Raw genomic sequence first — 13,078 nt, forward strand, 5'->3', positions numbered from 1 at the left:
TGGCAAAGCTTCCTGAAAGCCAACAATGTGATCAGTAGCATGAGCCGAAGGGGAAACTGCCACGACAATGCCGTAGCCGAGAGCTTTTTCCAGCTTTTGAAGCGGGAGCGAATCCGACGAAAGATCTACGCAACGCGTGACGAAGCCCGAAGTGATATTTTCGATTACATCGAGATGTTCTATAACCCCAAGCGTCGACACAGCAGTGCTATGCAGCTGTCGCCAGTAGAGTATGAGAAACGCTATTTTCTGAGCTTGGAGAGTGTCTAGGGAACCCGGGGCGATTCAGTGGACCTTGTCGGACGGTTCCATGTGTTCGACATCGGCGGCAACAAGATCAGGCTGATAGCTGGGGTGTCTTACAGCACGCAGCAGGTCTACATAAAGTATGTACTCAGCCACGCTGAATACGACAAAGATAAGTGGAAGGATTGAATATGAATGCTCTGGTAAAAGCTGCCGTCGACCACTGGGCCTTCGTGGCGCCTCTGCTCAGTTCGCCGAAAGACGAGGCTGCTTACGACACGCTGGTGGCTGCGCTTGACGAGCTGCAAGAGATCACCGGTTATGACGAAGGGCACCCGCTGGATGGCTTGGTGCAGTGTATGGCTAACCTGATCAGCGATTTCGATAAAAAGCACTTTCCCATCCCCGAAGCTACCGGCGTCGAAGTGCTGCGTTCCATCATGGAAGAGCACGGGGTCAGCCAACGCGACCTTCCCGAGATCGGCAGCCAGTCGACCGTCTCCCAGCTGTTGTCGGGCAAGCGCAAACTCAACGTTCGCCAGATCCGGGCGCTGGCCGACCGCTTCGGTGTGAACCCGAATGTGTTCCTTGGCTGACGTAGCGCAGTGATGAAAATGATATGTCGCCTGTACCGGCCCCTTCGCGGGCAAGCCCGCTCCCACAGGGATAGCGTGATCTCAAAGGCGACGTAGTACCTGTGGGAGCGGGCGTGCCCGCGAAGAGGCCCTCAAGATCAATCATGGCTGCTGATGCTGCTGATTCTGACTCAAATACTTGTCCACCGTAGGCTTGCCATCCGCTGGATCCCCCGCCACCTGCCACAACCGCCGTTCAATCCCCTGCGCCAGCAAATGCCCCACCGCCGCTTCAATTGCCGACAGCACGCACAGCTGCGCCGGTTCGTTGGTGGTGTAGCCCACCTCGGCTTCCAGCAGTTTCTTGAACTCGATGAACTTGAACACCCCGGCACTGCGCCCGACCGAGTAGATGGTCTTGCTGGTCATCACGTTGGCCAGCACCTGCCCGGTGCGCACGTCTACCGCTCGCAGGTTCACGGTCACCTGGTCCACCCGGTACTCGCGTGAGATGTCTATCCCCAGGTAGCGGGCGCCCTCCCCGCCGCTGCGCACGTTGGTGTCGTAGGCAATGATGCCGCCCTCCAGCATCAGGTTGGCGGCCTGCAGCGGTGGCAGCTCGCCCATGATGTTTTCCGGTACATCCGGTTTTTTCTGCGAAGCACGGATGATCTTGCGCTCGGTCAGCAGGTTCTGCAGGCCCTCACGCTCCAGCACCACGAACCAGCCGCTGGCGCTCAAGGCGTCCATCAGCATGCTGGCTGCGCCCTGGGTGACGCTGGTGGAGAACGAGCTGGCCGGGGTGGGTTTGTACTGCCCGGTCTGGTCGCGGAAGCCGTACACCACGGCCATCAGCCGGCCTTTGGGCCGTGGCATGTTGATCAGGTCGTAGTAGGTCGAGGCGCGTGGGGTCAGGGTCGGGGTTTCCGAGTCCTGTTCGGCCGACATGGGTTCGCGCAGGCTGCAACCGCTTTGCAGGCCCAGGGCGGTGAGGATCAGCAGCGTGCTCAGCAGACGTTTCATGGTGTTCTCTCCCCAACAGAAAAGCCCTTCCCTCTCAGGGGTTCAGGCCGCTGACCTCAATGATCGAAATTTCTCCTGTGGCGCGATCGGTGACCTTGATGCTCAAGGCCCCGGAATCGTCGATGACGTCGATGAGAAACGCATCGGTCGCCATGCTGCCGGTGCTGCCGTTACTGATGTTGTCCAGCAACTGCGACAACATCCGCGACTCCAGCTGGTTGCTGAAGCGCTCCAGGGCCGTGGTGCCGGTAAAGGCCGAGGCACGGTCCTTGAGGTCGGGGTCGTCGTAGTCGTTCTGCGCCTGGGCGTTGTTCAACAGCCAAGTGCCGTTGAGCGGGTTGCCGCCAAAGGCCGGGTTGACCGGGGTGTACACCAGCTCGGTGGCCTGGACAGCACAGGCGCTGGCCAGCAGACAGGCGGCAATGCAACGTGGAATGCGGTGGTTCATAGCTCGTCCCTCTCCAAGTCGGTGGTGTCCTGTAGCAGGCGTTGCAGCTTGCGTTGAATGATCTGCTGCTTGACCAGGTCGGCGGCTGCAACGGCCTCGTCTTTGAGCTCGGTGGTGTTCGGGGGCAGGAAGCGGCGGTACATGACCTCACGTTCGAACTCCACGGTGACTAGGCTGCCCCAGCGCGCGTCCGGGCGTTCGCGTACCACCAGGTTGAAGTCCAGGCGGCTGGTGGCCCGCAGGCGGTCGGCGAAGTAGTAGTAAAAGTCGTGGCCGATGTGCGAGATGGTGTTGTCGACGATGAAGCCCTGCATCTCGTCCTCGCTTGAGGCCTTGGCCGACGTGGCCAACGCCAGCAGCATGCTCAGGCAGAGTGCGGCCAGGGTATTCATGGCGTGTCTCCCGGGCCGCTGTGGGTTTGTACGCCATCGGCACTTTCGCTGAAGGCCTGCTCGGCGACGAACTGCCAGTCGCTGTAGTGTTCCAGCCCTTCGAAACCGGTCCACTCGGCGCTGAAGCCACTGCGCTTGAACGGGGTGGCGTCCGAGCGGGTGTGCACCCCCGTGATGCGGCCGTCGATCGAGCGCAGAAGGCCCCACTCGTCGCTGTTGGTAATGGGGTCGGGGTAGAGCCTGCGAATGTGCCGCTTGGCCTGCGGAAAGCGGTTGTCCTGCAGCAGGTCGGCCAGGTCTTGCGGGTACTGGGCCAGGCCCGGCGAGGCGCGGTAGTAGCTGCGCAGGGCCTGGGCGTACTGGCTGCCCACCCACAGCAGTTGGCGTTCTCGGTCCCGCTGGGCGGCGCTGGCCCAGAGCGTGCCGGTGGCGGCCAAGGCCACGCTGCTGACTGCAATCAGCAAGAGCACGCCCAGGTAGGTGAAGCCACCGTTGGCCTTACCATTCAGCGAAGAGGCTGCCATCACGCGCCCTCCCTGTGGCACCGCTCTTGATATCGGCCACGCCGCCAGCCACGCCTTCAGGGGGTGGCACCAGCTGCCAGGCATCGCTGCGTTCGGTGATCGGGTCGACTGGGGTGTTGCGCAGGTAGCGCTGCTCTACCAACTGCTCCAGCGAATCCGGGTAATGGCCGGTGTCGCCGTAGTAGTGGTCCAGTGCCTCGCGCAGCACCGCCAGGCTCTGGCGCAGGGTGGCCTCGCGGGAGCTTTCCAGGCTGTTGAAGTAGCGCGGCATGGCGATGGTCAGCAGCGTGGCGATGATCGCCATCACCACCAGCAGCTCGATCAGGGTGAAGCCTTTGCTGCGTTTCATGGCTGTCACCATTGCTCGTAAGGGATGTTGTTGAGGCCTTTGCCGCGGGCCTTGGAGTACACGTCGAACACGTCTTCGCCTTCGCGCGGGTTGTCGGGGCTGCTGTCGTATGCGCGCAGTCCCCAAGCGCCTTCGTCCCTGTCCTTGGCCGCCACCAGCGGGTCGTGCGGGATGCGCCGCAGGAAGTAGAACTTTGCACCCTTGGCACTGCGCACGTCGCGCACGCCCTCCACCAGCACCTGGAGGTTTGGCGGGTAACCGCTGGCGTCCAGGCGCTTCTCGATGTAGCCGGCATCGAAAGCCCGCTTGTAGGCGTCGATGGCGTCGCGAATCTGGTACAGCGCGTCACGCAGTTGCTGCTCCTTGCCGCGGCGCACCACGGTTTCGGTCAGCGGCGCGGCCATGCTGGCCAGCAGCCCGAGCAGTGCCAGGGTCAGCACCACCTCGATCAGGCTGAAGCCCTGCATGCGGCGCGGCGCTTTCATGGCCGAGGGCTCCCGTTGACCGGGGCGACTGCCATCTGGCTGTCCATCACCGGCGCGTCGGTGGTCGGCGCATTGCCGGGTACGTCCATGGGTGGCAGCGGTGCCATCTGGCGTACCTGCATGGCCGACTCGGTACCGGTGGAAAACTCCATGTCCGACGGACTCTGGTACGGCAGGTTGCGCACGATGCGCGGGGTAATCGCCAGCACCAGCTCGCTTTTGCTCATGTCGTCCTTGTTGCTGCCGAACAGCCGGCCCAGGCCAGGAATATCGCCGAGCCCCGGAATCTTGTTGCCGCTGGCGTTGTGGTCGTTGCGCACAAGCCCGGCTAGCACCTGGGTTTCGCCATCGTGCAGGCGCAGGCTGGTCTGGGCGTTGCGGGTGTCGACCTGGACCGGAATGGTGCCCTGGCGGGTGGCCTCCAGCGGGGTGGCGTTACTCACTTCCAGCGCCACCTTGATCGCCACCTCGTTGTTCAGGTGCACGGTAGGCTGCACTTCAAGCTTCAAACCGACGTCCAGGTAGGTGACGCTTTCGGTGATCACCGGGCCCTGAGTGGACGGCACCGAAGTGGCGCTGATGATCGGTACCCGCTGGCCGATGTGAATACGTGCCTGCTCGCGGTTGCTGACGCGGATCACCGGGCTGGCCAGGGTGTTGATATCCTTGTCCTGGGCGTTGATCTTGGCCTGCGGTGCTGGCGCAATGCTGATGCGGCTGGAATCGATGCCACGCAACTGGTCGAGCACGCTCACCGGCTTGCCGTCGTTGCTCAACACGCCGAAAGTGTTGGGCCATTGCAGGCCAAGGTCGAGGATGCGCGAAGTGGCCACTTCCATCACCTCCACTTCCAGCACCACCTCGGGGTTGGATTGGTCCTGCGACTGCAGCAACTTCTCGGCCATGCGCACGGCGTCCGGGGTGTCGCGCATGGTCAGAGTGTTGAGGCGCTCGTCAACGAACACGTCGCGGGTCTTGAGCATGGTCTTGACCATGTTCAGCGCGGTGTTGGCATCGATGCTGGTGAGGTAGAAGGTGCGCATGACCAGTTCCTGGTAGTCCTTGGTCTTCTGCGGCGAGTCGGGGTACACCATCACGGTGTTGTCGTTGACGATCTTCTGGCGCAGCTGGTTCTGCTCCAGCAGCAGCGCCACGGCGTCCTCGATGCGCACCTCGCGCACGAAGATGGTGGCCTTCATGTCCGGGCGCATGTCCTTGTCGAAGATGAAGTTGATGCCGGCAACCTGGGACAGCACTTCGAAGATGGTCTTCAGGTTGGCATCGCGAAACTCCAGGGTGACCGGCCGCTCCAGCTTGCTGCGCAGCTGTGGGTAGGGCTGCGCGGTGCGCGCCTGGACGTTCTCGATGTCGCTGCGCAGCGCCATGCCTTTCTGGTTCTGCGGGTCCAGGCGCAGCACTTCGCGCATGTAGCGCTCGGCACCGAACAGGTCGCCCTGGCGCAGCGCGGCCTGGCCCAGCGCAACACGCTCGTCGAGGGTGCGAATCAGCTCCAGTTGGCGGATGCCTTCCTGGGCACGGCGGTTGTTCGGCTCAAGGGTCAGCACCCGCCCGTAGCCCATGCGGGCATTGGCGAAGTCATGGCGGATACGGTCGGCATCGGCCTGGGTGATCAGCGCCTCGACAGCGGCCTGACGGCTATGGGCCAAGGCGATGTTCAGCTCCGTATCGCGCGGGTTGTCGCGCAAGGCCTCTTCCAGCCGTGCGATCCCGGCTTCGTACTGGCCCTCTTTCATCAGCTGGTCACTGTCCTTGCGCACCGCACTGGAGCCGCAGCCGGCAATGGCCACGCACAGCGCCACCAGCAGGAACGGGGCAGGTTTGCACAGCTTTGACGACTTCATGGTGCACTCCCTACAGACAAAGTCTGCGACTGATGCAAAGGCAGGTAGACCAGGCTCAGCTCTTCGGCCGATACCCGATCGAGGCGGTAGGTGTCTTCGATCACGTCGCCCTGGCGCACGACGTAGAGTTTTTCACCGCTCTGCAAAAAGATTTGCAGGTCGTCGTTGGTACCCATGCGGCCGATGAACTGGAACGGAAGCTCAGGGGCGGCTGGGGCTGCGGCCACGACCGGCGCGGCGACTACAGGTTGTTCGGTGACGGTGGCCAGGGCCTGGGGTTTGGTCCATTGCTGCTTGGGGAACAGGTCTCTGGAGGCCTGTTCCGGCCCTTTCGCGGCTAAAGCCGCCCCCACAGGTTCGGCGGCGCCCACAGGCCCTGTGGGGGCAGGTTTACCCGCGAAGGCCGCGACGCCGTCGTCCTGGCCAAACCAGTGCCCCGGCGCCCAGGCCAACGCTGCACTTACGCCGAGGAAACCGGCCCAGATGACTGCACGTTGTGTGTTCATCACGACCTCGACAGGTAAAGGGTCATGCGCAGGCGGGCGTTCAGCTCGCTGTCGCCGATACGTTTGCGTTTCAGCTCGAGGTCTTCCAGCACCAGGGTCGGCAGTTGCTTGAGCAGGCCCTTGAGGAAGCCGCGAATCTGCGGGTAGCTACCCCGCACCGGCAGCACGATCTGGTAGCGCGCCAGCTGGGTCTTGGGGTCGATGTCCAGGGCATACTCGCCACGGGCCAGGCTGATGTGCTCGGCACTGGCCAGGTGGTAAAGGCGCTCGATCAGTTCGCTGGCCTGGGTCTGGCCCGGCAGCTGCTGGCGCAGGCTGTCGAGCGCCTGCTGCTCGGGTTTGACGGCGATTTTCAGCTCGCCACGCTTGATCCGCTCCACCTGTACGCTGGCATCCGCCTCGGTGGCACGCAGCTCGCGCACGTTCTGCCACTGCGGCAGCACTCCGGCGCACACCACGCCCACGGCCAGCAGGCCTACCGCCACCGCCGCCAAGCCGACCGGGCCAACGCGGCGCAGGCGCTCCTGGAGTATCAGGCTGTTCAGCTCAAGGGCGCGCATGGCCGGTCTCCCAGGTGGCGGTGAGGGTGAAGCGCACCGGGTGCTCAGGCTGCGCGGCCAACACCTCGTGGTTGAGCAGCGACACATCGCTGAGTTCGTCGCTGGCTTCCAGCCGCTGGTGGTACTGCAGCATCGCTTCCAGGTTGCGTGCCTCGGCGGCGATGCGGACCTGGCCCTTGCGTGCGTCCGGGGTCAGGCCAAGCAACGCCACGTCGTCCTGCGGCATGGCTTCGAGCATGCTGAACAACTGCTGCCATGGGCGTTGCAGTTGCTGCGACACACTGCGCATCTGCGCCAGGCGCTCGGCCTGCTCACGGCTGGCGGCCGTGCTTTGCGGGGCGGCAGTGGCCGGACGGCGGCCCAGTTGCTGCTCCAGGCTGTGCACGCTGTCTTCCAGCTCCACCTGCTCGCTTTGCAAGGTGTACTGAAGCAGTACCAGGCTTGCGACCAGGGCACTGCCCAAGGCCAGTAGCGACCAGGCCAACGGGCCGCTGCGCCGGGGTTGGAATTCCAGTTCGAGGCGGCGCATGTCAGGCCACCGCCCGCCACATGGCGCACAACGGGTCGGCTTCGCAGGCCGGCTGGCACAGCTGCACCGCCGCCAGTTGCGGCACGTCGCCCCGGCCTGGGGCATGCAGGTACACCCGGGGCAAGTGCTCGCCATACAATTCGCAGGTGCGCTCTATCAGCGCTTGCAGGGCCTGGTCACTGTCGGCGCAACCTTGCGCCAGCACTTGCTGCCAGGCGCCACCCGCAGCCAGCAGCAGCACGCTGCGGCGCGGCTCGGCCAGCACGAACAGGAAGTCACCCTGCGCCAGCTGTGACGAGCAGCGGTTGTAGGCGGCCATCAGGTACGGCTGCACCGAGCGCAGGCTCAGGCGGCTTTCCCGGCCCAGCCCCTGCAAGCGTTGCAGGAGGGCTTCGGGCAGCGCCGTGGCGATACGGGCGGCACCGGCAGGTTCGGGCGACAGCACGATGCGCCAGTCGTCCAGCGGCTGCCCGTAGAGGTTTTCGAAGCAAGCCCGGGCGTAGGCGTCCAGCTCGCGTGGGTGGCTAATGGCATCACTCCAGGGCACCAGGCAGAAGCGGCTGTAGCGGGCCGACAGCAGCACCCGCAACTGGGCGCCACGTACAGCATGCTCGGCCAGCAGCGCGGCCAGTGCGTCGACGGCAGCTTCCCAGGCTGGTTGGGCGGCGTCGCAACTGAACTCGCGGCTGCCCAGCCACTGGTGTTGGTCTTTGTGCCAGCAACCCAAGCCGACACCTTCGGCGCCGAGCACGGCACAGAAACGATCAGATGAATGTGACACGGTTGATCTCCTCAAGGGTGGTGCGGCCATCGCGGACCAGGTCCAGGGCCGAAGCGCGCAGCAGGCGCAGGCCGCGCTGGCAGGCGAGTGTCTTGATTTGCGACAGGGGGCGGCGCTCGACGATCATCTGGCGCAGATCGTCGTCCAGGTGCAGCAGTTCGGCGATGGCGCTGCGGCCGCGGTAGCCACTGCCACGGCACTGGCCGCAGCCCTGCACGCGGACGAACTTCCAGCCGGCCACGCCCTCGCGGGTCAGGCCCGAGCCATACAGGGTGTCGTCATCGTGTTCGCAGGGCGTGGCGCAGTGCGGGCAGGCCAGGCGGATCAGGCGCTGGGCCAGCACCGCGTTGAGTGCGGAAACGAAGCTGTAGGGGTCGACCTGCATCTGGCTGAAGCGGCCGATCACGTCGAACACGTTGTTGGCGTGGATGGTGGTGAACACCAGGTGGCCGGTGAGTGCCGACTGCACGGCGATCTGGGCAGTGTCCGGGTCACGGATTTCACCCACCAGGATCTTGTCCGGGTCGTGGCGCAGGATCGAGCGCAGGCCACGGGCGAAGGTCAGGCCCTTCTTCTCGTTCACCGGAATCTGCAGCACGCCGGGCAGCTGGTACTCGACCGGGTCTTCGATAGTGATGATCTTGTCCACGCCGTGGTTGATCTCGCTGATCATGGCGTACAGGGTGGTGGTCTTGCCGCTGCCGGTGGGGCCGGTAACCAGGATCATGCCGTAGGGTTCGGCGGCCAGTCGGCGCAGGGCGCGCAGGGTTTCGTCGGCAAACCCCAGGGCCTGCAACTGCACGCCGCTGACCCGGTCAGACAAGTCCTGCTTGTCGAGCACCCGCAGCACGGCGTCTTCGCCAAAGATGCTGGGCATGATCGATACGCGGAAGTCGATTTGCCGGTCACCCACGGCGACCTTGAAGCGGCCGTCCTGGGGGACGCGCTTTTCACCGATGTCCAGTTCGGCCATGACCTTGATGCGCGAGATCACCTGGTCGGCAAACGCGCTGCCACTGGCCTTGCCCGCACCGTTGAGCACACCGTCGATGCGGTACTTGATGGTCAGGCCCTGGCCGGTCATGCCCAGGTGGATGTCACTGGCGTGCAGCTTGAGGGCGTCGTACAGGGTGGAGTTGACCAGCTTGACCACGCGGCTCTGGTCTTCGCTGATGCTGGCCAACGACAGGCGTTGCAGCGGGTCGCCTTCGCTGCTGGCCTCGGCGTCATGGTCGAGGGCATCGACGGCGTGGAAGCTCTCTTCGTGGCGGGCCAGGAAGGTGGCCAGCTCGGCGGCGTGGGCCAGGTAAAGTGGCGCGCCTTGCAGCACATCGTCGATCCAGGCCAGGCGGGCGGGGTCGAAGGGGTCGGCGAACACGCCCAGCAGTTGGCCGCCCTGCTCGATCAGCACGAATTCGCGTTTCAGGCACTGGGCCAGGGCCACCTTGTCGAAGCGCGGGGTACTGGCCAGCAGGCTGTGGCTGTCCAGCACTGGGTAGTGCAGGGTCAGGCCGAGGCGGCGGGTGAAGGTGTCCGGGCTGTCGCAGGCCAGGCGTTCCAGGCAATTGAGCAGGCGCTCGTCGATGGCTTGCAGGCGGGCCTGGGCCAGCAGGTCGCGGGGGTAGGCTGAGAATGGTGGTGGATTCTTCGCGGGCATGCCCGCTCCCACAGGTTCACTGCAAACCTGAAGATCACCCGAATCCTGTGGGAGCGGGCATGCCCGCGAAGAGGCCGGTGCAGGCTGTTGCAGATCCCGGGTTGCATCGAATGCTTCTGGCATGGCCTGCGACTCCGCTCAGGGGCGCGTCGCAGGCTGGCTCGGCCAGGGGTGCGGGCGCCGCTATTCCCCTGTGAGCAGTTGATCGTCGTCGGGCCTCGGGGGCTTGGCGCCATTACGGCGGCGGTCAGCCAACACCCAGCTTCCATCGTACAACTGCAGGGGGAACGATTCGTTCCTGTTCTGGCGTCGTTCGACGAACCCTTCCGCCGGGTTGTCCGTGGCCCTGCGCCGGCGCTCGATGCCCATCAGGTCGAAGATCGCACGAGCCAGTTCCACCAGCGGGAACGGCTTGAACAGGACATGGCTAACACCGAGTTCGGCGGCCCGCTCACGCACTTCGACAGTGGGGTGGGCGGTGATCAGCACGAAGTGGCACTGCCTGTTCTTGCGTACGGCCTCCAGAACCTGAAAACCCTCCATGTCGGGCAAGCGGTAATCCAGCACGATCACTTGCGGTGCCAGGCTTGCAGCCTGTTCGATACCACTGGCACCGTCGTGGGCAACATGAACTTCCAGGCCTTGCGCCTGCAGGTACGCTTGCAGGTTTTGCGCAAGGGTCTGTTCGTCATCGACTACCAATACTCTGTTCACCAAGGTCGACTCCCAAGTACTGCCCGGTTCCCCGGTCTGCGAAGTGCGCCCTTGTACAGGCTTGAGCAGGCTTCGTGCCAGGCGTGAATAGTCATGTTGCACCGCTGTAAGTCTTTGATTCTACTAAAGCGCATGCCAACTCCCGAATCGTGGCGGGCCGGCGCACCCAGCCTCTTCCCCACAAGCGGGGAAACTGATGGCACATTGCCAAACCTTAATTCCCCAGCTTTGGGGGAAACACCATCAGGGGCCTCAGTCTGCCACCTCCACGTTAGCGGCGTCGCGCAAACGTTGGCGTACCGAGCGGCGCGCATCCGCTTCTCGTGTAGCGATGAGCGCCGCCCTGGCCAAGACCAGGCCCTGCTCACGTATGACCGAAGGGTTATCACTTTGGTTCTGCGCTCCTTGCAGTCTTTCCCGATTGGCAGCATAGAAAGCCTCCACTTCAGCCTGGCTCGGCGTGTCGACTGCGCTGAGCTGGGCGTACACCTGCTGGGCCGCCATGTCTTGCCGGGTGTACTCAGTGTACTGTGCCCTATCGAAACCCGCCTGCGCCAGACGCCGCTCGAAAATTGCCGGGCTGCCGAACGCCGCTTCGACCTCGCCCACATGCGCCGACACCTGCGCGTCGCTGATGGCGATGCCTTGGCGCCGGGCTTCCTGCCACAGCAGCTCCTTGTCGATCAGCTCGTCCAGCGCTTGATCGCGCAGGCGTTTGTACAGGCCCGGGTTGCGTATGCTGGTCAGCGCGCGGCCCTGGGCGCTCAGGTATTCGCTGAAGTAACGCTCCAGGCGCGTCACGCCGATTTCCACACCATTGACCCGCGCCGCAGGCACATCGGCCCAGCTCGCCTTGGCCAGCACCAACAGCAGGCACAGCAACACAATACGCATGGCAGCCTCCGCTCAAGGGGTATCCGGCACCGGCCGGTACGGGGTAACCGAGGTAAAACGCGGCCCTGGTAGCGCCACGGCCACCACATGGGCGCCCGCCATTCCCTGGCGGCGGCCTGGGCCAAAGCCCAAGGCCGGGGTCAGGCCGGTGGCCACATCGTGCAGGCCTTCCAACGCGGCAATCAGTTGCTCGCGACTGGCGTCACGGCCTATCTGCTTCAGCGCTTCGCTCAGCAACCGTAGCGCGCACAGGGTGTTAACCTGCAACGATGCCTGGCGCGGGTCGAGGCCCTGGCGCTGCTGCAGGCCGGCCAAGGTCGCCAGCCCCTGCTCGGTCCAGTCTTCCGGCACATAGGGATAGGCCAGGAACACCCGTTGCGACCATTGCTTGGGCAAGTGCGCCACCGCACCGGCCACCTGGCTGGAGGCGGCGAACAGGTAGGGCTGACGGCCTGCCGCCTGCAACGCGTCGGCCAATTCGACAAAGGCCTGGGCTCGGCCAAGGAAGACGATGCCCTGCCCGTCCACGGCCTGGCCATCGAAGGCCTGGATGGCGGGCGCCCAGCCTTGCTGCTGCAGGCGCTCGCGAACCTGTTCAGCCAATGCGGCCTGCTCATTGCCGGCATACACCACACTTAGCTCGCCCGGGGCCAGGCCCAGCGCAGCACGGGCATAAGCGGCCAGGCTAAGCAATTGCACGGGCAGGCCGGGCAGCGGGTCGAAGATCTGTGGGCTGCCGCCGCTACGTGGCGTGCTGCCGATCAGGGGCACATTCTGTGGCGCCAGCAAGGTTGCCAGGCGTTGGTCAAGCATGGGTGCCAAGGGTGAGATCAAAGCGAACACGCGCGCCTGCTCCAGCAACCGCTGCAAGGCTTGCTCGGCGCTGGCAGGGTCGAAGCCCGGATCAAGCACGACCAGCTCCAGGCGCCGCCCGTGTATGCCACCTTGCTGATTGAGTTGTAGCACGCCGTCTTCCAGCACCGCACGTACCACCTGCCCCGCTTCGGCCAGCGGGCCGTTCGCGGGTAACAAGGTACCCAGGCGCAGCACGCCCTCCTCTACACCGGGGTCGCGTTCCTCGGCCAGGCGCTTGAGGTAGGCGGTAAGGTTACGCTGGTCGGCCAAGGTCAGCTCGAAGCGTGGCATAGCCGGGTCCAGGCGGTTGCCGGCCGGGTCCACGCCATGCTGAATGGCCCGGGCCAGGCTGCTGTCGGTATAAGCCGGGTAGCTGCGGCCGTTGGCCTCGCGCGCGCCTTGGCCAAGTACCAGACGTTGCCAGTCGAGGCTGGGCGGGCGTACGCCACCTTCCGCGCGACCACGGCCGTCGTTGCCGTGGCAGCTTGCGCAGGGCAGCACACTGGCGGGCACCGCCATGTCGCTGGCCCCAACCCGGGCTTGCAGTTGGGCGTCACTGCTGGAGACGCCCTCGCGGTAGAGGCGTTTGCCGGCTAGCTCGTGGTCGGTCAGGTCCAGCGCAGAGGCCGAAGTAGCGCATGCCAAGCCAACAAGCAAAACCGCCCAGGTGTTCATGAT

The 13,078-nt window shown here is 64.6% G+C and carries 17 protein-coding genes and 1 pseudogene; 3 read left to right on the top strand and 15 right to left on the bottom strand.

What is annotated here, in order from left to right; all coding sequences use genetic code 11:
- From ACF8MI_RS25485 to ACF8MI_RS25495, 3 genes and pseudogenes are all read left to right on the top strand, one after another.
- Positions 1 to 270: IS3 family transposase (locus ACF8MI_RS25485; RefSeq protein WP_392518063.1), on the top strand; the 270-nt coding region annotated here is incomplete at its 5' end.
- A gap of 15 nt (positions 271 to 285) precedes the next feature.
- A pseudogene (locus ACF8MI_RS25490) lies at positions 286 to 435 on the top strand (type II toxin-antitoxin system HigB family toxin); the annotation flags it as partial.
- Positions 436 to 437: 2 nt separating this feature from the next.
- Positions 438 to 842: a type II toxin-antitoxin system HigA family antitoxin gene (locus tag ACF8MI_RS25495; RefSeq protein ID WP_060496915.1), complete on the top strand. Its 405-nt coding sequence runs from the start codon at positions 438 to 440 to the stop codon at positions 840 to 842.
- 141 nt (positions 843 to 983) lie between these two features.
- Here ACF8MI_RS25495 and ACF8MI_RS25500 read toward each other — a convergent pair whose 3' ends face one another.
- The 15 genes from ACF8MI_RS25500 to ACF8MI_RS25570 all read right to left on the bottom strand — a co-directional run bounded on the left by ACF8MI_RS25500 (position 984) and on the right by ACF8MI_RS25570 (position 13,075).
- Complete coding sequence (locus ACF8MI_RS25500) at positions 984 to 1,844, bottom strand: CsgG/HfaB family protein (RefSeq protein ID WP_060496916.1); 861 nt, start codon at positions 1,842 to 1,844, stop codon at positions 984 to 986.
- A 34-nt stretch (positions 1,845 to 1,878) separates the two neighbouring features.
- Entirely contained in the window at positions 1,879 to 2,292 is a 414-nt protein-coding gene (locus ACF8MI_RS25505; RefSeq protein WP_060496917.1) for a curli assembly protein CsgF, read from the bottom strand.
- Entirely contained in the window at positions 2,289 to 2,684 is a 396-nt protein-coding gene (gene csgE / locus ACF8MI_RS25510) for a curli production assembly/transport protein CsgE (protein ID WP_060496918.1), read from the bottom strand. Before csgE ends, ACF8MI_RS25505 begins: the two co-directional genes overlap by 4 nt.
- A complete protein-coding gene (locus tag ACF8MI_RS25515; protein ID WP_060496919.1) occupies positions 2,681 to 3,208 on the bottom strand; it encodes a type II secretion system protein in 528 nt (175 codons plus the stop codon). Before ACF8MI_RS25515 ends, csgE begins: the two co-directional genes overlap by 4 nt.
- A complete protein-coding gene (locus ACF8MI_RS25520; protein ID WP_016713967.1) occupies positions 3,183 to 3,557 on the bottom strand; it encodes a type II secretion system protein in 375 nt (124 codons plus the stop codon). Before ACF8MI_RS25520 ends, ACF8MI_RS25515 begins: the two co-directional genes overlap by 26 nt.
- A gap of 5 nt (positions 3,558 to 3,562) precedes the next feature.
- The gene (locus ACF8MI_RS25525; RefSeq protein ID WP_060496920.1) at positions 3,563 to 4,042 is read right to left on the bottom strand and encodes a type II secretion system protein; all 480 of its coding nucleotides are present in this window, start codon (positions 4,040 to 4,042) and stop codon (positions 3,563 to 3,565) included.
- Positions 4,039 to 5,904: a secretin N-terminal domain-containing protein gene (locus tag ACF8MI_RS25530; RefSeq protein ID WP_200929392.1), complete on the bottom strand. Its 1,866-nt coding sequence runs from the start codon at positions 5,902 to 5,904 to the stop codon at positions 4,039 to 4,041. Before ACF8MI_RS25530 ends, ACF8MI_RS25525 begins: the two co-directional genes overlap by 4 nt.
- The gene (locus ACF8MI_RS25535) at positions 5,901 to 6,410 is read right to left on the bottom strand and encodes a hypothetical protein (RefSeq protein WP_060496922.1); all 510 of its coding nucleotides are present in this window, start codon (positions 6,408 to 6,410) and stop codon (positions 5,901 to 5,903) included. The genes ACF8MI_RS25530 and ACF8MI_RS25535 overlap by 4 nt, the downstream gene beginning before the upstream one ends.
- The gene (pilO, locus tag ACF8MI_RS25540; protein WP_104834647.1) at positions 6,410 to 6,970 is read right to left on the bottom strand and encodes a type 4a pilus biogenesis protein PilO; all 561 of its coding nucleotides are present in this window, start codon (positions 6,968 to 6,970) and stop codon (positions 6,410 to 6,412) included. The genes ACF8MI_RS25535 and pilO overlap by 1 nt, the downstream gene beginning before the upstream one ends.
- The gene (locus ACF8MI_RS25545; protein ID WP_060496924.1) at positions 6,957 to 7,499 is read right to left on the bottom strand and encodes a hypothetical protein; all 543 of its coding nucleotides are present in this window, start codon (positions 7,497 to 7,499) and stop codon (positions 6,957 to 6,959) included. Before ACF8MI_RS25545 ends, pilO begins: the two co-directional genes overlap by 14 nt.
- A gap of 1 nt (position 7,500) precedes the next feature.
- Positions 7,501 to 8,280 carry a hypothetical protein gene (locus ACF8MI_RS25550; RefSeq protein ID WP_200929393.1) on the bottom strand — a complete coding sequence of 260 codons (780 nt, stop codon included), beginning with the start codon at positions 8,278 to 8,280 and terminating at the stop codon, positions 7,501 to 7,503.
- The gene (locus ACF8MI_RS25555; RefSeq protein ID WP_060496926.1) at positions 8,264 to 9,937 is read right to left on the bottom strand and encodes a GspE/PulE family protein; all 1,674 of its coding nucleotides are present in this window, start codon (positions 9,935 to 9,937) and stop codon (positions 8,264 to 8,266) included. The genes ACF8MI_RS25550 and ACF8MI_RS25555 overlap by 17 nt, the downstream gene beginning before the upstream one ends.
- Positions 9,938 to 10,120: 183 nt before the next feature.
- Positions 10,121 to 10,654 (bottom strand): response regulator, encoded by a 534-nt coding sequence (locus ACF8MI_RS25560; protein ID WP_060497129.1) that lies wholly within the window; start codon positions 10,652 to 10,654, stop codon positions 10,121 to 10,123.
- 249 nt (positions 10,655 to 10,903) lie between these two features.
- The gene (locus tag ACF8MI_RS25565; protein WP_060496927.1) at positions 10,904 to 11,545 is read right to left on the bottom strand and encodes a SurA N-terminal domain-containing protein; all 642 of its coding nucleotides are present in this window, start codon (positions 11,543 to 11,545) and stop codon (positions 10,904 to 10,906) included.
- Positions 11,546 to 11,557: 12 nt separating this feature from the next.
- Entirely contained in the window at positions 11,558 to 13,075 is a 1,518-nt protein-coding gene (locus ACF8MI_RS25570) for an ABC transporter substrate-binding protein (protein ID WP_223623828.1), read from the bottom strand.
- Positions 13,076 to 13,078 lie beyond the last annotated feature (3 nt).

The organism is Pseudomonas sp. yb_9, assembly GCF_043103635.1.
In the GTDB taxonomy this organism is placed as follows: Bacteria; Pseudomonadota; Gammaproteobacteria; order Pseudomonadales; family Pseudomonadaceae; genus Aquipseudomonas; species Aquipseudomonas monteilii.

What these genes read in the sequence shown, in the direction of transcription:
- pilO (WP_104834647.1), bottom strand. Translation starts at nt 6,970, where the DNA reads ATGCGCGCCCTTGAGCTGAACAGCCTGATACTCCAGGAGCGCCTGCGC.
- ACF8MI_RS25525 (WP_060496920.1), bottom strand. Translation starts at nt 4,042, where the DNA reads ATGAAAGCGCCGCGCCGCATGCAGGGCTTCAGCCTGATCGAGGTGGTG.
- csgE (WP_060496918.1), bottom strand. Translation starts at nt 2,684, where the DNA reads ATGAATACCCTGGCCGCACTCTGCCTGAGCATGCTGCTGGCGTTGGCC.
- ACF8MI_RS25505 (WP_060496917.1), bottom strand. Translation starts at nt 2,292, where the DNA reads ATGAACCACCGCATTCCACGTTGCATTGCCGCCTGTCTGCTGGCCAGC.
- ACF8MI_RS25555 (WP_060496926.1), bottom strand. Translation starts at nt 9,937, where the DNA reads ATGCCCGCGAAGAATCCACCACCATTCTCAGCCTACCCCCGCGACCTG.
- ACF8MI_RS25535 (WP_060496922.1), bottom strand. Translation starts at nt 6,410, where the DNA reads ATGAACACACAACGTGCAGTCATCTGGGCCGGTTTCCTCGGCGTAAGT.
- ACF8MI_RS25495 (WP_060496915.1), top strand. Translation starts at nt 438, where the DNA reads ATGAATGCTCTGGTAAAAGCTGCCGTCGACCACTGGGCCTTCGTGGCG.
- ACF8MI_RS25570 (WP_223623828.1), bottom strand. Translation starts at nt 13,075, where the DNA reads ATGAACACCTGGGCGGTTTTGCTTGTTGGCTTGGCATGCGCTACTTCG.
- ACF8MI_RS25530 (WP_200929392.1), bottom strand. Translation starts at nt 5,904, where the DNA reads ATGAAGTCGTCAAAGCTGTGCAAACCTGCCCCGTTCCTGCTGGTGGCG.
- ACF8MI_RS25545 (WP_060496924.1), bottom strand. Translation starts at nt 7,499, where the DNA reads ATGCGCCGCCTCGAACTGGAATTCCAACCCCGGCGCAGCGGCCCGTTG.
- ACF8MI_RS25565 (WP_060496927.1), bottom strand. Translation starts at nt 11,545, where the DNA reads ATGCGTATTGTGTTGCTGTGCCTGCTGTTGGTGCTGGCCAAGGCGAGC.
- ACF8MI_RS25520 (WP_016713967.1), bottom strand. Translation starts at nt 3,557, where the DNA reads ATGAAACGCAGCAAAGGCTTCACCCTGATCGAGCTGCTGGTGGTGATG.
- ACF8MI_RS25500 (WP_060496916.1), bottom strand. Translation starts at nt 1,844, where the DNA reads ATGAAACGTCTGCTGAGCACGCTGCTGATCCTCACCGCCCTGGGCCTG.
- ACF8MI_RS25515 (WP_060496919.1), bottom strand. Translation starts at nt 3,208, where the DNA reads ATGGCAGCCTCTTCGCTGAATGGTAAGGCCAACGGTGGCTTCACCTAC.